General features: G+C 69.7%; 20 protein-coding genes. 11 read left to right on the plus strand and 9 right to left on the minus strand.

The window, feature by feature from the left end; all coding sequences use genetic code 11:
• Positions 1 to 81: 81 nt before the first annotated feature.
• From pgl to tkt, 5 genes are read right to left on the minus strand one after another with little or no spacing between them, the layout of a single operon-like run.
• Entirely contained in the window at positions 82 to 864 is a 783-nt protein-coding gene (pgl, locus tag OG452_RS27620) for a 6-phosphogluconolactonase (RefSeq protein ID WP_327298267.1), read from the minus strand.
• The gene (opcA, locus tag OG452_RS27625) at positions 861 to 1910 is read right to left on the minus strand and encodes a glucose-6-phosphate dehydrogenase assembly protein OpcA (RefSeq protein ID WP_327298268.1); all 1050 of its coding nucleotides are present in this window, start codon (positions 1908 to 1910) and stop codon (positions 861 to 863) included. Before opcA ends, pgl begins: the two co-directional genes overlap by 4 nt.
• Positions 1907 to 3430: a glucose-6-phosphate dehydrogenase gene (gene zwf / locus OG452_RS27630; protein WP_327298269.1), complete on the minus strand. Its 1524-nt coding sequence runs from the start codon at positions 3428 to 3430 to the stop codon at positions 1907 to 1909. The genes opcA and zwf overlap by 4 nt, the downstream gene beginning before the upstream one ends.
• A gap of 4 nt (positions 3431 to 3434) precedes the next feature.
• Entirely contained in the window at positions 3435 to 4553 is a 1119-nt protein-coding gene (gene tal / locus OG452_RS27635) for a transaldolase (RefSeq protein WP_327298270.1), read from the minus strand.
• A gap of 35 nt (positions 4554 to 4588) precedes the next feature.
• Positions 4589 to 6676, minus strand: a complete 2088-nt coding sequence (gene tkt, locus OG452_RS27640; protein WP_327298271.1) for a transketolase — start codon at positions 6674 to 6676, stop codon at positions 4589 to 4591.
• A gap of 373 nt (positions 6677 to 7049) precedes the next feature.
• Here tkt and OG452_RS27645 point away from each other — a divergent pair, with 373 nt between their 5' ends.
• From OG452_RS27645 to OG452_RS27655, 3 genes are all read left to right on the plus strand, one after another.
• Positions 7050 to 7961, plus strand: coding sequence for a heme o synthase (locus OG452_RS27645; RefSeq protein ID WP_327298272.1), 912 nt, complete (start codon positions 7050 to 7052; stop codon positions 7959 to 7961).
• A gap of 111 nt (positions 7962 to 8072) precedes the next feature.
• Positions 8073 to 8423 carry a hypothetical protein gene (locus tag OG452_RS27650; protein ID WP_327298273.1) on the plus strand — a complete coding sequence of 117 codons (351 nt, stop codon included), beginning with the start codon at positions 8073 to 8075 and terminating at the stop codon, positions 8421 to 8423.
• A 66-nt stretch (positions 8424 to 8489) separates the two neighbouring features.
• Positions 8490 to 9584, plus strand: a complete 1095-nt coding sequence (locus OG452_RS27655; protein WP_327298274.1) for an amidohydrolase family protein — start codon at positions 8490 to 8492, stop codon at positions 9582 to 9584.
• A 25-nt stretch (positions 9585 to 9609) separates the two neighbouring features.
• Here the strand turns inward: OG452_RS27655 and OG452_RS27660 are convergent, their stop codons facing one another.
• From OG452_RS27660 to OG452_RS27670, 3 genes are all read right to left on the minus strand, one after another.
• Complete coding sequence (locus OG452_RS27660; RefSeq protein ID WP_327298275.1) at positions 9610 to 10608, minus strand: COX15/CtaA family protein; 999 nt, start codon at positions 10606 to 10608, stop codon at positions 9610 to 9612.
• 69 nt (positions 10609 to 10677) lie between these two features.
• Positions 10678 to 11445 carry an ABC transporter permease gene (locus OG452_RS27665; protein ID WP_327298276.1) on the minus strand — a complete coding sequence of 256 codons (768 nt, stop codon included), beginning with the start codon at positions 11443 to 11445 and terminating at the stop codon, positions 10678 to 10680.
• Positions 11442 to 12368: an ABC transporter ATP-binding protein gene (locus tag OG452_RS27670; RefSeq protein ID WP_327298277.1), complete on the minus strand. Its 927-nt coding sequence runs from the start codon at positions 12366 to 12368 to the stop codon at positions 11442 to 11444. Before OG452_RS27670 ends, OG452_RS27665 begins: the two co-directional genes overlap by 4 nt.
• Positions 12369 to 12533: 165 nt before the next feature.
• Here OG452_RS27670 and OG452_RS27675 point away from each other — a divergent pair, with 165 nt between their 5' ends.
• The 8 genes from OG452_RS27675 (at position 12534) to OG452_RS27710 (ending at position 19139) form a co-directional block, all read left to right on the plus strand.
• A complete protein-coding gene (locus tag OG452_RS27675; protein ID WP_327298278.1) occupies positions 12534 to 13271 on the plus strand; it encodes a helix-turn-helix transcriptional regulator in 738 nt (245 codons plus the stop codon).
• Positions 13268 to 14689 carry a Fe-S cluster assembly protein SufB gene (gene sufB / locus OG452_RS27680; RefSeq protein ID WP_164263422.1) on the plus strand — a complete coding sequence of 474 codons (1422 nt, stop codon included), beginning with the start codon at positions 13268 to 13270 and terminating at the stop codon, positions 14687 to 14689. Before OG452_RS27675 ends, sufB begins: the two co-directional genes overlap by 4 nt.
• A gap of 74 nt (positions 14690 to 14763) precedes the next feature.
• Complete coding sequence (gene sufD / locus OG452_RS27685; protein ID WP_327298279.1) at positions 14764 to 15945, plus strand: Fe-S cluster assembly protein SufD; 1182 nt, start codon at positions 14764 to 14766, stop codon at positions 15943 to 15945.
• Positions 15945 to 16265 carry a bifunctional 3-phenylpropionate/cinnamic acid dioxygenase ferredoxin subunit gene (locus OG452_RS27690; RefSeq protein ID WP_327298280.1) on the plus strand — a complete coding sequence of 107 codons (321 nt, stop codon included), beginning with the start codon at positions 15945 to 15947 and terminating at the stop codon, positions 16263 to 16265. The genes sufD and OG452_RS27690 overlap by 1 nt, the downstream gene beginning before the upstream one ends.
• A 7-nt stretch (positions 16266 to 16272) precedes the next feature.
• Entirely contained in the window at positions 16273 to 17064 is a 792-nt protein-coding gene (sufC, locus tag OG452_RS27695; RefSeq protein WP_327298281.1) for a Fe-S cluster assembly ATPase SufC, read from the plus strand.
• Positions 17061 to 18317, plus strand: a complete 1257-nt coding sequence (locus OG452_RS27700) for a cysteine desulfurase (protein ID WP_327298282.1) — start codon at positions 17061 to 17063, stop codon at positions 18315 to 18317. The genes sufC and OG452_RS27700 overlap by 4 nt, the downstream gene beginning before the upstream one ends.
• 31 nt (positions 18318 to 18348) lie before the next feature.
• Positions 18349 to 18804: a Fe-S cluster assembly sulfur transfer protein SufU gene (gene sufU / locus OG452_RS27705; RefSeq protein ID WP_266858166.1), complete on the plus strand. Its 456-nt coding sequence runs from the start codon at positions 18349 to 18351 to the stop codon at positions 18802 to 18804.
• The gene (locus tag OG452_RS27710; RefSeq protein ID WP_327298283.1) at positions 18801 to 19139 is read left to right on the plus strand and encodes a metal-sulfur cluster assembly factor; all 339 of its coding nucleotides are present in this window, start codon (positions 18801 to 18803) and stop codon (positions 19137 to 19139) included. Before sufU ends, OG452_RS27710 begins: the two co-directional genes overlap by 4 nt.
• Before the next feature lie 101 nt (positions 19140 to 19240).
• Here the strand turns inward: OG452_RS27710 and OG452_RS27715 are convergent, their stop codons facing one another.
• On the minus strand, positions 19241 to 20236 hold the full coding sequence (locus tag OG452_RS27715; protein WP_327298284.1) for a DUF7847 domain-containing protein: 996 nt from the start codon (positions 20234 to 20236) through the stop codon (positions 19241 to 19243).
• Positions 20237 to 20322 lie beyond the last annotated feature (86 nt).

Below are 20322 nucleotides of genomic sequence, written 5' to 3' on the forward strand. Positions count from 1 at the left end.
ACCGGCGCCGGCGGCAGACACAGCAGGACCGGCCCGCCTCCCCACGCAGGGGAGTGCGGGCCGGTCCTGTTCCGTACGGTGTCAGGCGGTGGCCGGCGCGTAGAGCTGCGGCGGCAGCTGCGAAGCGGCCGCCGTGTCGAGCAGCCACAGCGTCCTGCCGCGGCCCCGGGCGCCCGCTGCCGGGGCCTGGACCTCGCCGGCTCCGGAGAGCGCGAGAGCCGCGGCCCCGGCCTTGTCCTCGCCCGCCGCGAGCAGCCACACCTCGCGCGCGGCCCGGATCGCGGGCAGTGTCAGCGACAGCCGCACGGGTGGCGGCTTGGGCGCGCCGTGCACCCCGACGACGGTGCGTACGGACTCCCGTACGGCCGGCAGCTCGGGGAAGAGCGAGGCCACATGCGCGTCCGGGCCCACCCCCAGCAACAGCACATCGAACGACGGCACATCGGCGTGGCCCGCGGGGCCCGCGGCGGAGGCCAGCTCCGCCGCGTACGCCGCGGCGGCCGCCTCCACGTCGCTGCCGTACGGGCCGTCCGAAGCGGCCATGGCGTGCACCCGCTCGGGCGCCACGCCGACCGAGTCGAGCAGCGCGGCCCGCGCCTGCGTGACGTTCCGCTCGGGATCGCCCTCCGGGAGGAAGCGCTCGTCGCCCCACCACAGGTCGATCCGCGACCAGTCCACGGCGTCCCGCGCAGGCGCCTCGGCGAGCGCCGCGAGCAGCCCGTTGCCGTTGCGCCCGCCGGTGAGCACCACCGAAGCGGAGCCGCGGGCGGCCTGGGCATCCACGATCTTCGTGATCAGCCGGGCCGCCGCGGCCTGGGCCATCAGCTCCTTGTCGCGGTGGACGACGAGCTGCGGCGCACTCACTTCGACGCCGCCTTCTTTGCGGGTGCCTTCTTCGCGGCGGCGGCCTTCTCGGGTTTGTCCGAGCCCTCCGCCGCGTCCCCGGATCCGGTGGCCGACCCGTCGCCTTCCTGCTTCGGCGCGCGGGTGACCAGCCGCTCCACGCCGTACTTCAACGAGGCCGCGTAGGTGTCGTCCGGGTCCAGCCTGCGCAGCTCCTCGGCGAGCAGCTCTGAGGTCTCCCGGCGCTTCAGCGCCACCGCGCGGTCCGGCTGGCCCTCCATGCAGAGCGTGGCCAGCGAACCGTCGGGGCGGTCCAGCACGATGTCGCCGTGGTCCGTCTGCATCCGTACGGCCGTGAGACCGGGCCCGGACGAGACGGAACGGGTCACCGGTACGTCGAGCCGGTCGGCGAGCCACATCGCGAGCAGCTCACAACTCGGATTGAACTCCTCGCCCTCCACCTCGGCGCCCTTCACCCGGCTCGGCACCTGGTCCAGCGCCGCGGCGAGCATCGAACGCCAGGGGGTGATGCGTGACCACGACAGATCGGTGTCGCCCGGGGTGTAGGCGGCGGCCCGGCCCGAGAGCTCCGCGATGGGCTGCTCGGCCGCGTACGAGTCGGTGACCCGGCGCTGGCCCAGCGCACCGAGCGGGTCCTTCGCGGGGTCGAGCGGCGCGTTCACCGGCCACCAGACCACCACGGGGGCGTCCGGCAGCAGCAGCGGCAGCACCACCGACTGTGCGTGGTGCAGCACCTCGCCGTACATCCGCAGGACGACGGTCTCGCCGCTGCCCGCGTCCGTACCGACCCGGATCTCCGCGTCGAGCCGCGCCGCGGCCCGGTCGCGCGGGGAGCGGGAGACCCGCTTGACGACCACGAGGGTGCGCGAGGGGTGCTCGCGCGAGGCCTCGTTGGCGGCCTTGAGCGCGTCGTAGGCGTTCTCCTCGTCGGTCACGATGACGAGGGTCAGCACCATGCCGACCGCGGGGGTGCCGACGGCGCGGCGTCCCTCCACCAGTGCCTTGTTGACCTTGCTGGCTGTGGTTTCCGTCAGATCGATTTTCATGGCCGACGCCAGCTCCGTCCTTCTCGTGCGAGCATTTCCTCCGCCTCGGCCGGTCCCCAGGTGCCCGCCTCGTACTGCGCGGGCTTTCCGTGGGTGTCCCAGTACTGCTCGATCGGGTCGAGGATCCGCCAGGACTGCTCGACCTCCTCCAGGCGCGGGAAGAGGTTCGAGTCGCCGAGCAGCACATCGAGGATGAGCCGCTCGTACGCCTCCGGGCTGGACTCGGTGAAGGACTCGCCGTACGCGAAGTCCATCGACACGTCCCGGATCTCCATCGAGGTGCCGGGCACCTTGGAGCCGAACCGCATGGTGATGCCCTCGTCGGGCTGTACGCGGATGACGATCGCGTTCTGGCCCAGTTCCTCGGTCGCCGTGTGGTCGAACGGGGAGTGCGGGGCGCGCTGGAAGACCACGGCGATCTCGGTGACGCGGCGGCCCAGGCGCTTGCCGGTGCGGAGGTAGAAGGGGACACCCGCCCAGCGGCGGTTGTCGATCTCCAGCCGCACCGCGGCGTAGGTGTCGGTCGTCGACTTGGGGTCGATGCCGTCTTCCTGGAGGTAGCCGACCGCCTGCTCGCCGCCCTGCCAGCCCGCGGCGTACTGGCCGCGCACGGTCTCCTTGCCGAGGTCCTTGGGCAGCCTGACGGCGCCCAGGACCTTGGTCTTCTCGGCCACCAGCGCATGGGCGTCGAAGGAGGCGGGCTCCTCCATCGCGGTCAGCGCGAGCAGCTGGAGCAGGTGGTTCTGGATGACGTCACGGGCGGCGCCGATGCCGTCGTAGTACCCGGCCCGGCCGCCGATTCCGATGTCCTCGGCCATGGTGATCTGGACGTGGTCGACGTACGACCGGTTCCAGAGCGGCTCGAAGAGGGTGTTGGCGAAGCGGAGCGCCAGGATGTTCTGGACGGTCTCCTTGCCGAGGTAGTGGTCGATCCGGAAGACCTCGTGCGGCGGGAAGACCTCGTGCACGACCTTGTTGAGCTCCTGTGCGCTCTTCAGGTCGTGGCCGAACGGCTTCTCGATGACGGCACGGCGCCAGGAGCCGTTCTTCTGGTCGGCGAGCCCGTGCTTCTTGAGCTGCTGGACGACCTTGGGGAAGAACTTGGGCGGGACCGACAGGTAGAAGGCGAAGTTGCCTCCGGTGCCCTGCTGCTTGTCCAGCTCCTCGATCGTCGCTTTGAGGGTGGCGAACGCCGCGTCGTCGTCGAAGTCACCCTGGACGAAGCGCATCCCCTGGATGAGCTGCTGCCAGACCTCCTCACGGAACGGCGTCCTGGCGTGTTCCTTGACCGAGTCGTGGACCACCTGGGCGAAGTCCTCGTCCTCCCAGTCGCGGCGCGCGAACCCGATGAGCGAGAAGCCCGGCGGGAGCAGGCCGCGATTGGCCAGGTCGTAGACAGCGGGCATCAGCTTTTTACGGGACAAATCACCCGTGACGCCAAAAATGACCAGGCCCGACGGCCCCGCGATACGCGGGAGCCGTCGGTCCGCAGCGTCACGCAGCGGATTGCTGCTTGACAAGGTTTCAGCCCTTCGAAGGGGCGAGGCGCTGGAGCTCTGCCTCAGTGGACTTGAGCAGGTCGTTCCAGGAGGTCGCGAACTTCTCCACGCCCTCGTCCTCCAGGACCTGTACGACGTCGTCGTACGAGATCCCGAGCTTCTCCACGGCGTCGAGCTCGGCACGGGCCTGCTCGTAGGTGCCGGAAACCGCGTTGCCCTTGATCTCGCCATGGTCGGCGGTGGCGTCGAGCGTCGCCTCCGGCATGGTGTTCACCGTGTTGGGCGCGACGAGGTCCACGACGTACATCGTGTCGCGGTACGCCGGGTCCTTGACGCCGGTCGACGCCCACAGCGGACGCTGCTTGTTGGCGTGCGCCTTGTCGAGGGCGGCCCACCGGTCGGAGGCGAAGACCTCCTCGTACGCCTGGTAGGCGAGGCGCGCGTTGGCCACGGCGGCCTTGCCCTTCTGGGCCTTGGCCTCGTCGGTGCCCAGGGCGTCCAGCCGCTTGTCGATCTCGGTGTCCACGCGGGATACGAAGAAGGAGGCGACCGAGTGGATCTTGGAGAGGTCCAGGCCGGCGGCCTTGGCCTTCTCCAGGCCCGCCAGGTAGGCGTCCATGACCGCGAGGTAGCGCTCCAGCGAGAAGATCAGCGTGACGTTGACGCTGATGCCCCGGCCGATGGTCTCGGTGATGGCCGGCAGGCCGGCCTTGCTCGCGGGGATCTTGATGAGCGTGTTCGGGCGGTCCACCAGCCAGGCGAGCTGCTTGGCCTCGGCGACGGTGGCCGTCGTGTCGTGGGCGAGACGCGGGTCGACCTCGATGGAGACCCGGCCGTCCTGGCCGTCCGTCGCGTCGAAGACCGGGCGCAGGATGTCGGCGGCGTCACGGACGTCCGCCGTCGTGATCATGCGGACAGCCTCCTCGACGGTGACCTTCCGGGCCGCGAGGTCGGTGAGCTGCTGGTCGTAGCCGTCGCCCTGCGAGATCGCCTTCTGGAAGATCGACGGGTTGGTGGTCACACCCACCACGTGCTGCTGGTCGATCAGCTCGGCGAGGTTGCCGGATGTGATGCGCTTGCGCGAAAGGTCGTCGAGCCAGATCGCGACGCCTTCGTCGGAGAGGCGCTTGAGTGCGTCTGTCATGGGAATTGCATCTCCTACTCGTTCGTATATAAGCGTCAGCGCGCGGCGGCTTCGAGCGATTCCCTGGCGGCGTCGGCGACGGCCTCGGGGGTGAAGCCGAACTCGCGGAAGAGGACCTTGCCGTCGGCGGACGCGCCGTAGTGCTCCAGCGAGACGATCCGGCCCGCGTCACCGACGAAACGGTGCCAGGTCAGACCGATACCCGCCTCGACGGCCACCCGCGCCTTGACGGCCGGCGGCAGCACCGAGTCGCGGTACGCCTGGTCCTGCTCCTCGAACCACTCGACGCACGGCATCGAGACCACCCGGGTCGGAACTCCCGCGGCCTGGAGCTGCTCACGCGCCTCGACGGCCAGCTGGACCTCGGAGCCGGTGCCGATCAGGACGACCTCGGGCGCACCGCCCTCGGCGTCGAACAGTACGTAGCCGCCCTTGGCCACGTCGTCGTTCGCCTCGTACACCGGCACGCCCTGGCGGGTCAGCGCGAAGCCGTGCGGGGCTCCCTTGCCGAACACCTTGGTGTAGCGCTGCAGGACCTCGCGCCAGGCGATGACCGTCTCGTTGGCGTCGGCCGGGCGGATCACGTTCAGGCCCGGGATGGCGCGCAGGGCGGCCAGGTGCTCCACCGGCTGGTGGGTCGGGCCGTCCTCGCCGACACCGACCGAGTCGTGCGTCCACACATAGGTGACCGGCAGGTGCATCAGCGCGGAGAGCCGTACGGCGTTGCGCATGTAGTCGGAGAACACCAGGAAGGTGCCGCCGTAGATGCGGGTGTTGCCGTGCAGCGCGATGCCGTTCATCTCCGCAGCCATGGCGTGCTCGCGGATCCCGAAGTGGACCGTGCGGCCGTACGGGTCGGCGCCCGGCAGCGGGTTGCCATCGGGTAGGAACGACGACGTCTTGTCGATCGTCGTGTTGTTCGACCCGGCGAGGTCGGCCGAGCCGCCCCACAGCTCAGGGATGACGGCGCCCAGCGCTTCGAGCACCTTGCCGGAAGCGGCGCGGGTGGCGAGCGAGGCGCCGGTCTCGAAGACGGGAAGTTCCTTCGTCCAGCCCTCGGGCAGCTCGCCCGCCCTGACCCGGTCGAACCGCGCGGCGTGCTCCGGGTTGGCGGTTCGCCAGGCGGCGAAGCCCTTCTCCCAGACGGCCTTGGCCTCGCGGCCGCGGTCCAGCAGGGCGCGGGTGTGCGACAGGACCTCGTCCGACACCTCGAAGGACTTCTCCGGGTCGAAGCCGAGGACCTTCTTGGTCGCGGCGACCTCTTCGTCGCCGAGGGCCGAGCCGTGCGCGGCGCCGGTGTTCTGGGCGTGCGGGGCCGGCCAGGCGATGATCGAGCGCATCGCGATGAACGACGGGCGCCCGGTCTCGGCCTTGGCGGCCTGGAGCGCCGCGTACAGGGCGGCCGGGTCGAGGTCGCCGTTCGCCTTCGGCGCCACACGCTGGACGTGCCAGCCGTACGCCTCGTAGCGCGCGCAGGTGTCCTCGGACACCGCGGTCTCGGTGTCGCCCTCGATCGAGATGTGGTTGTCGTCCCACAGCAGCACGAGGTTGCCGAGCTTCTGGTGGCCCGCGAGCGACGACGCCTCGGAGGAGATGCCCTCCTGGAGGCAGCCGTCGCCGGCGATCGCGTAGATGAAGTGGTCGAACGGGGAGGTGCCGGGGGGCGCCTCCGGGTCGAAGAGGCCGCGCTCGTACCGGGCGGCCATGGCCATGCCCACCGCGTTGGCGACACCCTGGCCCAGCGGGCCCGTGGTGGTCTCCACGCCGGTGGTGTGCCCGTACTCCGGGTGCCCCGGGGTCTTCGAGCCCCAGGTGCGGAACGCCTCCAGGTCTGCCAGCTCCAGGCCGAATCCGGCCAGGTAGAGCTGGGTGTAGAGGGTCAGCGAGGAGTGGCCGGCCGAGAGGACGAACCGGTCACGACCGGTCCAGTCGGGGTCCGCCGGGTCATGCCGCATCACCTTCTGGAAGAGGGTGTACGCGGCCGGGGCCAGGCTCATGGCCGTACCGGGATGGCCGTTGCCGACCTTCTGTACGGCGTCCGCGGCCAGCACGCGGGCGGTGTCGACGGCCCGCTGGTCCAATTCGGTCCACGCGAGTTCAGTGGTGGTCGGCTTGGTACTCACCCTGGGTCAGGGCTCCTCTCCACATATGTAATCCCGGTTACGTTCGGTGCACCGGGCGTTGTCGAGCCTACCCCCGCGACAACGCCCCTCTTTTCGAGTTCCCGCCGGTGGCAGACAGACACTTCCCAGGGTGCGTGCGCGGCTCCCGATTCGCGCGTCGAAGAGCGCCTCTCCGCTCGGAAGAGCCCGCCATTCAGCCCGGAACGACGGGCCCAACACGACCGCACCCCCGGGGATGGCGACGTATGGGCAACGTCTAGAGTGGCGTGGTACGCGCAAGTCCTTACCGCCCCTTCACGGTCGGAACTTGCTGGGAAATTCTCTGTCAGGGGTGTACGTGACGGCCGTCGAGTCCCGACCCGCAGGGGTCGTCATGACTCCCAGCCCGGGGGCCCATCGGCCATTCGGGGCCCGTGTCAAGGCTTTTGTGGCGCTGACCAAGCCGCGGATCATCGAACTGCTGCTGATCACCACCGTTCCGGTGATGTTCCTCGCCAAGCAGGGCGTGCCCAATCTGTGGCTGGTCCTGGCGACCTGCCTCGGCGGTTATCTCTCCGCCGGCGGCGCCAACGCGTTCAACATGTACATCGACCGCGACATCGACGCGCTGATGGACCGCACGTCGCAGCGTCCGCTGGTCACCGGCATGGTCTCGCCGCGAGAGTGTCTGGTCTTCGCGTTCGCGCTGGCCACGTTCTCCACGCTCTGGTTCGGGTTGCTCGTCAACTGGCTCTCGGCGGCGCTCTCGCTGGGCGCGCTCCTCTTCTATGTCGTCGTCTACACGATGATCCTCAAGCGCCGTACCTCGCAGAACATCGTCTGGGGCGGCATCGCGGGCTGTATGCCGGTGCTCATCGGCTGGTCCTCGGTCACGGACTCCATGTCGTGGGCCCCGGTCATCCTCTTCCTGGTGATGTTCTTCTGGACGCCGCCCCACTACTGGCCGCTGTCGATGCGGGTCAAGGACGACTACGCCCGCGTCGGAGTCCCGATGCTGCCGGTGATCGCCACCAACCAGGTAGTGGCCAAGCAGATCGTCATCTACAGCTGGGCGATGGTCGTCGTCTCACTGCTGCTGACCCCGCTCGGCTACACGGGCTGGTTCTACACGGTGGTGGCCGTGCTGGCCGGCGCCTTCTGGCTGCGCGAGGCGCACGCGCTGCGAGGCCGGGCCAAGAACGGGGTGACGGGCGCCAAGCTCAAGGAGATGCGGCTCTTCCACTGGTCCATCACCTATGTGTCGCTGCTCTTCGTGGCGGTCGCGGTGGACCCCTTCCTGCGGTAGCGGCTCTCCTCTCGATCTCTGCCGGTACTTTCCGCACTGGGCAGGTGCAGTGGTTCACGCCACTGGGCCTGCCCATCGCGCGTTCCACTACCCGCTAGTAGCATAACGGCCATGGCAGACACGCAGGTTGACGAGAAGCGGGACGCCCGAGCCGACCGGAAGACGGCCAGGCTCGCCCGGCAGATCCAGGCGTTCGGCCGGGAGCACGGCGGCGTCGAGGCGCAGCTCGCGTACCTCGGCGAGCTCGGTGCCCGCATCGTGCTCGTGGGCGAGGACGGCGGCTGGGGAGACCTGGTGGCACCGTCGTACGCGATGGCGCAGAGCGCGGCCGAGCAGGCGGGGGTCACCGTCCACGAGTCCTTCGACGGCGATCTCGCCGCCAGGGTCCGCACCGGCCCGTACGAGTGGAAGCGGATGGCCGGTATCCAGCTCGGCGGCTCCCGGGCCGGTGCCGACGGCTGAGGGCAACACCTGGGGGCGGGTTTCCGCGTTAGGGCTGGAGGAGAACAGCCCGAAGCGGAGGCCCGGATGATCGAGACACCCAGCCTGGTGGACCAGTACTGCCATGGCGTGCTCCGCACCGAGCTCGGTCTCGGGACCTTCGAGGCGCACCTCGGCAGCACCCCCGGGCCGCCGGCCCCCGGCACCACCTTCTTCGACACCCAGACCGGCTTCGCCGTACGCCGCTGGTGCCCGCCGCTGCTCGGTCTGGAACCGCACTGCGCCCCCGCGCGCTACCTCGCCCGCCGCAGGGAGCTGGGCGTGCCGGAGGTGGGCAGACGGCTGCTGCGCTCCAGCGGGATCACCACCTACCTGGTGGACACCGGGCTGCCGGGCGACCTCACCGGCCCCGCGGAGATGGCGTCGGCCGGCGACGCCGACGCCCACGAGATCGTCCGCCTCGAACTCCTCGCCGAGCAGGTCGCCGACACCTCGGGCACCGTCGACTCCTTCCTCGCGAACCTGGCCGAGGCGGTGCACGGAGCGGCCGGCTCCGCTGTGGCCTTCAGCTCGGTCGCCCCGGTACGGCACGGACTCGGCCTGGCGCCCGATCCGCCGGGCGCCGGCGAGGTGCGCGGCGCCGCCGGGCGCTGGCTCGCGGACCGCCAGGTCGGCGGCAGCCTCACCGATCCGGTGCTGCTGCGCCATCTGCTGTGGAACGCCGTCGCGTCCGGCCGCCCGCTCCAGCTGCACACCGGGGCGGGCGACCCGCTGCCGCTGACGGACTTCATCGCCGCCGCGACCGGACTCGGCACCGATCTGGTGCTGCTGCCCGGCCATCCGTACCACCGGCACGCCGCGCGGCTGGCGAGCGTCCACCCGCATGTGTACGCCGACCTGGGCCCTGCCCTGGCGCACACGGGGGCGCGGGCCGCCGTCCTGCTCGCGGAGATCCTGGAGCTGGCGCCGTTCGGGAAGCTGCTGTTCTCCAGCGGCGCCCGGGGGATTCCCGAGCTGCATGTGGTGCGTGCACGGATGTTCCGGGAGGCGCTGGACCGGACACTGGGCGGCTGGGTCGACGACGGCGCCTGGTCGCACACGGACGCGACGCGGGTCGCCGCAATGATCGCGGCAGGCAACGCCCGCCGCGTCTACGGCCTCGAAGGGGCGGGCAGCCAGTGAAGCGGCGCCCTTGCCTGCCGCGGCACTAGACCGCGGTGAGCGCCGTGTCCTCCGACTGTGCGGGGATCGCCGCATCGGCCGTCGGCCGCTCGCGGAGCGAGAACAGCACCCGCAGCACACCGATCCACACCAGCGACGCGCCGAACATGTGCAGCCCGACCAGGATCTCGGGGGTGTGGGTGAAGTACTGGACATAACCGATGACGCCCTGGCCCATCAGGATCAGGAAGAGGTCACGGGCCCGGTGCAGCGGCCCGGTGGGCGCGTCCACCGCCTTCAGCACGAACCAGAGCGCCGCGGTGAGCGCCACCACGACCCAGGCGAAGTCGGCGTGCAGCTGCGCGATCATCGCCCAGTCGACCGGGATGCGCTCCACCTCGCTGGTGTCGCCCGCGTGCCGGCCCGCTCCCGAGACGACCGTACCGACCGCGATCAGCCCGGCCGACGCCACGACGAGCAGCCAGGTCAGCTGGACGACCGCCTTGCCCACCAGGGGGCGCGGCGCGCCGTCGCCCTCGCGGACGCGCTGCCAGGTCAGTACGGCGACCGTGAGCAGCGCGGTGGCCAGCAGGAAGTGCAGAGCCACGGTGTACGGGTTCAGGCCCACCAGCACCACGATGCCGCCCAGCACGGCGTTGCCCATGACCACCCAGAACTGGGCCCAGCCGAGCCGGGTCACCGAGCGCCGCCACGGCTTCTCCGAGCGGGCGGCGATGATCGTCCAGCCGACTGCCGCGCACAGGACGTACGTCAGCATCCGGTTGGAGAACTCGATCGCGCCGTGGACGCCCATCGCGCTGGTCGTGGTGAGGCTCTGGTCCGTGCACGTGGGCCAGGTGGGGCAGCCGAGGCCGGAACCGGTGAGCCGCACTGCCCCGCCGGCGACGATGATGATCACAGCCAGCACGACGGCCGAGAGCGCCGCGCGCTGGACGGTCCGGGGGCCCGGCGTCCAGCGGTCGGCGATGAAGGCGAGCGGATTGCGCACGGCGCCAACGGCTTCGGCGCGGGTCAGTTTCGGCACGGGGACATCGTAGGCCGGGCGCTTGTGCGTACTTTCACGAGGGGGCGCTTTCTACTCCCGTCGCGCTTTCTACTCCCATCGGAAGTACCGGGCGGCCGCGCCGAGCCCGAGCACCGCCCACACCGCGACGATCCCTAGATCGCCCCACGGCATCGAGGCGCCGTGCTGCAGGACGTCCCGCAGGCCGTCCGAGAGTGCCGAGACCGGCAGCAGTTCCAGTACCGACCTGACGCCGCCGGGGAACTTGTCAAGCGGCACGATCACCCCGCCGCCGACCAGCAGCAGCAGGAAGACCAGGTTGGCCGCGGCCAGCGTGGCCTCCGCCTTGAGCGTCCCCGCCATCAGCAGGCCCAGGCCGGAGAAAGCGGCCGTACCGAGGACGAGCAGTAGCAGGACGGCGAACGGGTTGCCCTGCGGCGACCAGTCGAGCAGCAGCGCGATCACGGTCAGCAGGACGATCTGCAGAACCTCGGTGACGATAACGGCCAGGGTCTTGGCGGTCATCAGCGCCCAGCGGGGGAGCGGTGAGGCACCGAGCCGCTTGAGCACCCCGTACCGGCGCTCGAAACCGGTCGCGATGGCCTGCCCGGTGAAGGCCGTGGACATCACGGCGAGCGCCAGAATGCCCGGGGCCAGGAAGTCCACCGACTTGCCCGCTCCGGTGTCGACGATGTCGACCGCGGAGAAGAGGACCAGCAGCAGCGACGGGATGATCACGGTCAGCAGCAGCTGCTCACCGTTGCGCAGCAGCATCTTCGTCTCGAAGGCGGTCTGCGCGGCGATCATGCGGGACAGCGGGGCCGCCCCCGGCTGCGGGGTGTACGTACCGGCGCTCATGCGCGCAGCTCCTTGCCGGTCAGTTCCAGGAAGACGTCTTCGAGGGTGTGCCGCTCGACCGAGATACGGTCCGGCAGCACACCGTGCTGGGCGCACCACGAGGTGACGGTGGCGAGCAGCTGGGGGTCGACCGTACCGGTGATCCGGTAGCTGCCCGGGGTCAGCTCGGTGGCCGCCGAGCCGTCCGGGAGCGCCTTCAGCAGTGAGCCGACGTCGAGCCCGGGCCGTCCGCCGAAGCGCAGGGTGTTCTCGGCGCCGCCGCGGCAGAGCTCCTCGGGGGTTCCGTGCGCGACGGCCCGGCCCGCGTCGATGATCGCCACCTCGTCGGCGAGCTGCTCGGCCTCGTCCATGAAGTGGGTGGTGAGCACCGTCGTCACCCCGGCCGCGCGCAGCTCCCGTACGAGATCCCAGGTGGACCTGCGGGCCTGCGGGTCGAGGCCGGCGGTCGGCTCGTCCAGGAAGACCAGCTCGGGGCGGCCCACGACGGCCATCGCGAGGGCCAGCCGCTGCTGCTGTCCGCCGGAGAGTCTGCGGTACGTCGTGCGGCCGCAGCTCTCCAGGCCGAGCCGCTCGATGAGCGAGCCGACATCGAGGGGGTGCGCGTGCAGTTTCGCCATGTGGCGGAGCATCTCGTCGGCGCGGGCGCCGGAGTAGACGCCGCCGGACTGGAGCATCACCCCGATCCGCGGACGCAGCCGGGCCGCGTCGGCCACCGGGTCGAGGCCCAGGACCCGGACGGTGCCGGCGTCGGCGCGGCGGTAGCCCTCGCAGGTCTCGACGGTGGTGGTCTTGCCTGCGCCGTTGGGCCCGAGTACTGCGGTGACGGTGCCCGCGCCGACCGTGAGGTCCAGGCCGTCCACAGCGGTCTTGGCGCCGTACCGCTTGACGAGGCCGCGGACCTCAACGGCGGGATCTGTACTCATACGGGGGAGTCTACGAAGCCGGCGGGGCGCGGCTCGTACAGGGGCCGGAGGCCATGGGGGAACAGGCATCCGGCCCTGTTTAGGTAGCCCTAAGTGATCGAGGCCACCGATTGAGTCCCCGATCTTCACTTGTCGCGCGCCGGGGAATTACGCAACAATGGCGTTGTGAAAAACGTCGGCGAGGCCCCAGTCGGTGAGACTGGGCAGGAGGAACTCGCGACCGGTGAGCGGTCCACCCGCAACCGGGTCGCGCGCTCCATCCTGGACCACGGCCCGTCCACGGTCACCGAGCTCGCGGGACGTCTGGGGCTCACCCCGGCGGCGGTCCGCCGCCATCTCGACGCCTTGGTCACCGACGATGTGGTCGCCCCCCGCGAGCAGCGGGTGTACGGCGCCAGGACCCGGGGCCGTCCCGCCAAGGTCTTCGCGCTCACCGACTGCGGCCGCGACGCCTTCGACCAGTCCTACGACCAGCTCGCCGCCGACGCCCTGCGCTGGATCGCCCGGCGCTCCGGTGACGACGAGGTCATGGCGTTCGCCCGCGACCGGATCGAGACCCAGGCGGAGGCCTACCGCGAGGCCATCGACGCCGCGGCGCCGGAGCAGCGCGCCGAAGCTCTGGCCAAGGCTTTGACCGCCGACGGGTACGCTGCTACGGCGCGTAACGCCCCGGTCGGCGAGCAGCTCTGCCAGCACCACTGCCCGGTGGCTCATGTCGCCGAGCAGTTCCCGCAGCTGTGCGAGGCGGAGACCGAGGTCTTCTCCCGCCTGCTCGGGACCCATGTGCAGCGTCTGGCCACCATCGCCCACGGTGACGGTGTGTGCACGACGTTCATTCCCAAGATCACCCATCAGACCACCGATTCAGCATCCGCCAGCACGGCCGGGAGGAACCCCGCATGACTCTCCCCACGGAGACTGCCCACCCCGAACTCGAGGGCCTGGGTACGTACGAATTCGGCTGGGCCGACTCCGACGTGGCAGGCGCCGCGGCCAAGCGCGGCCTGTCCGAAGCTGTCGTCCGCGACATCTCGGCGAAGAAGAACGAGCCCGAGTGGATGCTGAAGCTGCGTCTCAAGGGCCTCAAGCTCTTCGGTAAGAAGCCCATGCCGAGCTGGGGCTCCGACCTGTCGGGCATCGACTTCGAGAACATCAAGTACTTCGTGCGGTCCACCGAGAAGCAGGCCGAGTCCTGGGAGGACCTGCCGGAGGACATCAAGAAGACGTACGACAAGCTCGGCATCCCGGAGGCGGAGAAGCAGCGCCTCGTCGCGGGTGTCGCCGCCCAGTACGAGTCCGAGGTCGTCTACCACCAGATCAACGAGGAGCTGGAGGCGCAGGGTGTCATCTTCATGGACACCGACACCGCGCTGAAGGAGCACCCGGAGCTCTTCCAGGAGTACTTCGGCACCGTGATCCCGGTCGGCGACAACAAGTTCGCCTCGCTGAACTCGGCCGTGTGGTCCGGCGGTTCGTTCATCTACGTGCCGAAGGGCGTGCACGTCGAGATCCCGCTGCAGGCCTACTTCCGTATCAACACGGAGAACATGGGCCAGTTCGAGCGGACGCTGATCATCGTCGACGAGGACGCCTACGTCCACTACGTCGAGGGCTGCACCGCCCCGATCTACTCCTCCGACTCGCTGCACAGCGCCGTCGTAGAGATCATCGTGAAGAAGGGCGGCCGCTGCCGCTACACGACGATCCAGAACTGGTCGAACAACGTCTACAACCTCGTCACCAAGCGTGCCGTGGCGTACGAGGGCGCGACCATGGAGTGGGTCGACGGCAACATCGGCTCCAAGGTGACCATGAAGTACCCGGCCGTCTACCTGATGGGCGAGCACGCCAAGGGCGAGACGCTGTCGATCGCCTTCGCGGGCGAGGGCCAGCACCAGGACGCCGGCGCCAAGATGGTCCACATGGCCCCGAACACCTCCTCCAACATCGTCTCCAAGTCGGTGGCGCGAGGCGGCGGCCGCACCTCCTACCGCGGTCTGATCGAGATCGGCGAGGGCGCCGAGGGCTCCAAGTCCAACGTCCTGTGCGACGCCCTGCTCGTCGACACGGTCTCCCGCTCGGACACCTATCCCTATGTGGATGTCCGCGAGGACGACGTGTCCATGGGCCACGAGGCGACCGTCTCCAAGGTCTCCGACGACCAGCTCTTCTACCTGATGAGCCGCGGTATGACGGAGTTCGAGGCGATGGCCATGATCGTGCGCGGTTTCGTCGAGCCGATCGCCAAGGAGCTCCCCATGGAGTACGCCCTGGAGCTCAACCGGCTGATCGAGCTGCAGATGGAGGGTTCAGTCGGCTAGCAGCTGCCTGGCAGCCGCCCCGCCCCCTCGCCCGACCCCGACGTATCCATCAGAAAGCGAGCACGACGACAGCCATGGCTGAGGCTCAAATTATTCCAGCAGGTTCCACCACTGCCGGGTCCATCGCGGTGGCTGCCGAGTCCACCGTCGCCACCCGTGTGAGTGCACCGCCGTCCTTCGACGTCGCGGACTTCCCGGTCCCGCACGGCCGTGAGGAGGAGTGGCGGTTCACTCCGCTGGAGCGGCTCAAGGGGCTGCACGACGGCACCGCCGTGGCGACCGGCGCCGGCGTCGAGGTCGAGGTGTCCGCGCCCGACGGCGTCCACGTCGAGACCGTCGGCCGTGACGACGCCCGCATCGGCCGGGCCGGCACCCCGGTGGACCGGGTCGCCGCCCAGGCGTACTCCTCCTTCGAGAAGGCCTCGGTCGTCTCGGTACCCAAGGAGACCGTGCTCAGCGAGCCGATCCGGATCGCCGTACGCGGCGTCGGCGGCGTCGCCTACGGCCACCAGGTCATCGAGCTGGGCGCCTTCGCCGAAGCCCTCGTGGTCATCGACCACACCGGCGACGCGGTGCTCGCCGCCAACGTCGACTACATCCTGGGCGACGGCGCGAAGCTGACCGTCGTCTCCGTCCAGGACTGGGAGCCCGGCGCCGTCCACGTGGCGCAGCACAACGCGCTGGTGGGCAGGGACGCCTCACTCAAGTCGGTCGTGGTCACCTTCGGCGGCGACGTCGTGCGCCTCCACCCGCGTGTGCAGTACGCGGGACCCGGCGGCGACGCCGAGCTCCTCGGGCTCTACTTCACCGACCACGGCCAGCACCAGGAGCACCGCCTCCTCGTCGACCACAACGCGCCGCACTGCAGGTCGAACGTGGCCTACAAGGGCGCGCTGCAGGGCCAGGACGCGCACGCCGTCTGGATCGGCGACGTCCTGATCAGAGCCGCCGCCGAGGGCACCGACTCGTACGAGCTCAACCGCAACCTCGTCCTCACGGACGGCGCGCGGGTCGACTCGGTCCCGAACCTGGAGATCGAGACCGGCGAGATCGCCGGCGCGGGCCACGCTTCGGCCACCGGCCGCTTCGACGACTCGCAGCTCTTCTACCTGCAGTCGCGCGGGATCCCGGAGGCCGAGGCCCGCCGTCTGGTGGTCCGCGGCTTCTTCGCCGAGCTGGTCCAGCAGATCGGTCTGCCGGACGTCGAGGAGCGCCTGCTCGACAAGATCGACGCCGAGCTGCAGGCAGCCGTCTGATGGCCGCCTTCGTCAGGGTCTGCGCACTGAGCGAGCTGGAGGACGACACCCCGAAGCGGGTGGAGATCGACGGCACGCCGGTGTCCGTGGTCCGCACGGAAGGGGAGGTGTTCGCGATCAACGACATCTGCTCGCACGCGAACGTCTCCCTCTCCGAGGGGGAGGTCGAGAACTGCACCATCGAGTGCTGGCTGCACGGTTCCAGCTTCGACCTCCGCACCGGCAAGCCGTCCGGCCTTCCCGCGACGCGCCCCGTCCCCGTTTACCCCGTAAAGATCGAAGGGGACGATGTGCTCGTCTCCGTATCCCAGGAGTCCTGAGTCACCCATGGCAACGCTTGAAATCCGCGACCTGCACGTCTCCGTCGAAACCGAGAACGGTACGAAGGAGATCCTCAAGGGCGTCGACCTGACCGTGAAGCAGGGCGAGACCCACGCCATCATGGGCCCGAACGGCTCCGGCAAGTCGACGCTGGCGTACTCCCTCGCGGGGCACCCCAAGTACACGATCACCAGCGGCACCGTCACCCTCGACGGGGAGGACGTGCTGGAGATGACCGTCGACGAGCGGGCCCGCGCCGGCGTCTTCCTCGCCATGCAGTACCCGGTCGAGGTCCCCGGCGTCTCCGTCTCCAACTTCCTGCGTACGTCGGCCACCGCCATCCGCGGCGAGGCGCCGAAGCTCCGTACCTGGGTGAAGGAGGTCAAGACGGCCATGGAGACCCTCCAGATGGACCCGGCCTTCGCCGAGCGCAACGTCAACGAGGGCTTCTCCGGCGGTGAGAAGAAGCGCCACGAGATCCTCCAGCTGGAGCTGCTCAAGCCGAAGATCGCGATCCTCGACGAGACGGACTCCGGTCTGGACGTCGACGCGCTGCGCCAGGTCTCCGACGGCGTCAACCGCGTCCGTGAGGGCGGAGAGGTCGGCACCCTGCTGATCACCCACTACACGCGCATCCTGCGCTACATCAAGCCCGACTTCGTGCACGTCTTCGCGAACGGCCGGATCGCCGAGTCCGGCGGCCCGGAGCTCGCCGACAAGCTGGAGAACGAGGGCTACGAGGCATACACGAAGGGTGCCCCCGTGAGCGGAGCGAACCCGGAGGAGGACGTCGCGTGACACAGCTGCCGGGCCTCCTGGACACCGACGCGATCCGCAAGGACTTCCCCCTGCTGGATCGTGTGGTCCACGACGGGAAGAAGATCGTTTACCTGGACAACGCGGCGACCTCGCAGAAGCCGCGCCAGGTGATCGACGCGCTGAACGAGTACTACGAGCAGCACAACGCCAACGTCCACCGCGGCGTGCATGTGCTCGCGGAGGAGGCCACGGCGCTGTACGAGGGCGCCCGCGACAAGGTCGCCGCCTTCATCAACGCACCGAGCCGCGACGAGGTGATCTTCACCAAGAACGCCTCCGAGTCGCTCAACCTCGTGGCCAACATGCTCGGCTGGGCCGACGAGCCGTACCGCGTCGACCACGAGACCGAGATCGTCATCACGGAGATGGAGCACCACTCCAACATCGTGCCGTGGCAGCTGCTCTCGCAGCGCACCGGCGCGAAGCTGAAGTGGTTCGCCCTCACCGACGACGGCCGCCTCGACCTGTCCAACGTCGAGGAGATCATCACCGAGAAGACGAAGATCGTCTCCTTCACGCTGGTCTCCAACCTGATGGGCACGGTCAACCCGGTCGAGGCGATCATCCGGCGCGCCCAGGAGGTCGGTGCGCTCGTCTGCATCGACGCCTCCCAGGCCGCACCGCACATGGTGCTCGACGTGCAGGCGCTGCAGGCCGACTTCGTGGCCTTCACCGGCCACAAGATGGTCGGCCCGACCGGGATCGGCGTCCTCTGGGGCCGTCAGGAGCTCCTTGAGGACCTCCCGCCGTTCCTCGGTGGGGGCGAGATGATCGAGACAGTGTCGATGCACTCCTCGACCTATGCCCCCGCGCCGCACAAGTTCGAGGCCGGTACGCCCCCGATCGCCCAGGCCGTCGGCCTCGGAGCGGCCGTGGACTACCTCTCGTCGATCGGCATGGACAAGATCGCCGCGCATGAGCACGCGCTCACCGAGTACGCCATGAAGCGGCTCGGTGAAATCCCGGACCTGCGGTTCATCGGACCGGCCACGGCCCTGGACCGCGGCGCGACGATCTCCTTCACGCTCGGCGACATCCACCCGCACGACGTGGGCCAGGTCCTCGACGAACAGGGCATCGCGGTCCGGGTCGGCCACCACTGCGCACGGCCGGTCTGCCTGCGGTACGGAATTCCTGCGACCACGCGGGCGTCGTTCTATCTGTACTCCACGCCCGAGGAGGTCGACGCGCTCGCGGACGGGCTGGAGCACGTACGGAACTTCTTCGGGTAGACGGACGAGGACATCGGGTAGGGACTGGGTCGTGAAGCTGGATTCGATGTACCAGGAAGTGATCCTGGATCACTACAAGCACCCGCACGGGCGCGGTCTCCGTGACGGCGACGCCGAGGTGCACCACGTCAATCCGACGTGCGGTGACGAGATCACGCTGCGTGTGCGGTACGAGGGCGACCGCATCGCGGACGTCTCGTACGAGGGCCAGGGCTGCTCCATCAGCCAGGCCAGCGCGTCCGTGATGAACGAACTGCTGGTCGGCAAGGAGCTGGGCGACGCCCAGAAGATCCAGTCGACCTTCCTGGAGCTGATGCAGTCCAGGGGGCAGATCGAGCCGGACGACGCGATGGAGGAGGTGCTGGAGGACGCCGTCGCGTTCGCCGGTGTCTCGAAGTACCCGGCGCGTGTCAAGTGCGCGCTGCTGAGCTGGATGGCGTGGAAGGACGCGACGGCGCAGGCGCTGTCCGAAGGGAAGACCGCATGAGCGAGAACGAGACCGCCACGATGAAGCCGGCCTCCGAGGAGGAGGTCCGCGAGGCGCTGTACGACGTCGTCGACCCCGAGCTGGGGATCGACGTGGTCAACCTGGGCCTGATCTACGGCATCCACGTGGACGACGCCAACATCGCCACGCTGGACATGACACTGACGTCCGCGGCCTGCCCGCTGACCGATGTCATCGAGGACCAGGCGAAGTCGGCCACCGAGGGCATCGTCAACGAGCTGAAGATCAACTGGGTCTGGATGCCGCCGTGGGGCCCGGACAAGATCACTGACGACGGCCGCGAGCAGCTGCGCGCGCTCGGCTTCAACGTCTGACCCGTTCCGCCCGGCCGAGTCTCGGCCGCGTTTTCCGGCCGCGTGTCATCCAGTACGGCCCCGGTGCTCCGCGCACCGGGGCCGTACTGTGCTGTTCGGAGTCACGGAGCGCCCACGGTCTCACTCCCGGCCGCCGCCTCGATGAGCACCGGGCCCAGTTCCTCCCGGCGTATCCGCTGGTCGACGTAGAGCAGCCCCGTCACCAGCTGCGGGAAGGTCACCGACACGAGCTGGCTGAGCGTCTGGCCCACCAGGGAGAGCGCCAGATAGCTGGTGAGACCGGACAGCAGCTGGGCCGCGCTCGGGTCGGACGCGGTGCCCAGCGGGAGCCCCAGGCTGTGGAACATCCCCAGCATGGTGAAGGGGAGCTGGATGAAGGAGCCCGCCGTGGAGCCGATCACCAGCGCCAGTAGTGAGATGCCGCAGACCCGCCACCATGCGCCCCGCACCAGCCCGGCCGACCGGCGCAGTGCGCCGATCGGTCCCTGGCGCTCGAACACCACGGCGGCCGGAGCCAGGCTGAACAGCACCCACAGCCATGCGCCCAGGGGCAGCAGAACCAGCCCGCCGAGCACGCCCACCACCAACGCCAGGACGCCGCTCTGCGCACTGACCGCCGCGACGACGACAGCGGCCGTCGCCCCCGCGACCAGCAGCAGCGGGACGATGGCGATCAGCCCGCTCAGCAGTACGGTGGCGATCACCGGAAGCACCCGCGACCAGGCCCGCCGCCAGACTGCCCCGAAGGACGTCGGCCGGCCGAGCACCGCCTCCTGCAGGACGGTCGCGCAGGTCGCGGAGGCCATGGCAGTGCAGACCATGTTCAGCAGCACGGCGCCGATCAGCACCCCGGAGAACCCCAGCACCACGGGACCGGCCTGGTGCCAGGTGACGTCGGACGCCCCGGGTGCGTGGACGATGCCGTGGATACGGCCGGAGAGCGACGCGTAGAGGACGGCGAGCGCCCCGGCGATGATCGCGGCGCCGCCGCCGTACACCACCGCTGCCACGCCGAGCAGTTGCCTCCAGTAGCTGCCCACCGTGGATATCGCGCCGTTGAGGATGTCGCTGAGCTGCAACGGCTGCAGGGGTATCACGCCCGGCTTCGGTGCCCGGGGAGGCAGCGGGGCGCCCCATCCCGGCGGGCCCCACCCCGCAGGCCCCCCGTGCGGCGTACTTCCGT

This window comes from Streptomyces sp. NBC_01197, assembly GCF_036010505.1.
Taxonomy (GTDB): domain Bacteria; phylum Actinomycetota; class Actinomycetes; order Streptomycetales; family Streptomycetaceae; genus Streptomyces.

What these genes read in the sequence shown, in the direction of transcription:
- OG452_RS27710 (WP_327298283.1), top strand. Translation starts at nt 18,801, where the DNA reads ATGAGCGAGAACGAGACCGCCACGATGAAGCCGGCCTCCGAGGAGGAG.
- opcA (WP_327298268.1), bottom strand. Translation starts at nt 1,910, where the DNA reads ATGAAAATCGATCTGACGGAAACCACAGCCAGCAAGGTCAACAAGGCA.
- tal (WP_327298270.1), bottom strand. Translation starts at nt 4,553, where the DNA reads ATGACAGACGCACTCAAGCGCCTCTCCGACGAAGGCGTCGCGATCTGG.
- OG452_RS27665 (WP_327298276.1), bottom strand. Translation starts at nt 11,445, where the DNA reads ATGAGCGCCGGTACGTACACCCCGCAGCCGGGGGCGGCCCCGCTGTCC.
- OG452_RS27670 (WP_327298277.1), bottom strand. Translation starts at nt 12,368, where the DNA reads ATGAGTACAGATCCCGCCGTTGAGGTCCGCGGCCTCGTCAAGCGGTAC.
- OG452_RS27650 (WP_327298273.1), top strand. Translation starts at nt 8,073, where the DNA reads ATGGCAGACACGCAGGTTGACGAGAAGCGGGACGCCCGAGCCGACCGG.
- OG452_RS27655 (WP_327298274.1), top strand. Translation starts at nt 8,490, where the DNA reads ATGATCGAGACACCCAGCCTGGTGGACCAGTACTGCCATGGCGTGCTC.
- sufB (WP_164263422.1), top strand. Translation starts at nt 13,268, where the DNA reads ATGACTCTCCCCACGGAGACTGCCCACCCCGAACTCGAGGGCCTGGGT.
- OG452_RS27645 (WP_327298272.1), top strand. Translation starts at nt 7,050, where the DNA reads ATGACTCCCAGCCCGGGGGCCCATCGGCCATTCGGGGCCCGTGTCAAG.
- sufD (WP_327298279.1), top strand. Translation starts at nt 14,764, where the DNA reads ATGGCTGAGGCTCAAATTATTCCAGCAGGTTCCACCACTGCCGGGTCC.
- OG452_RS27690 (WP_327298280.1), top strand. Translation starts at nt 15,945, where the DNA reads ATGGCCGCCTTCGTCAGGGTCTGCGCACTGAGCGAGCTGGAGGACGAC.
- sufC (WP_327298281.1), top strand. Translation starts at nt 16,273, where the DNA reads ATGGCAACGCTTGAAATCCGCGACCTGCACGTCTCCGTCGAAACCGAG.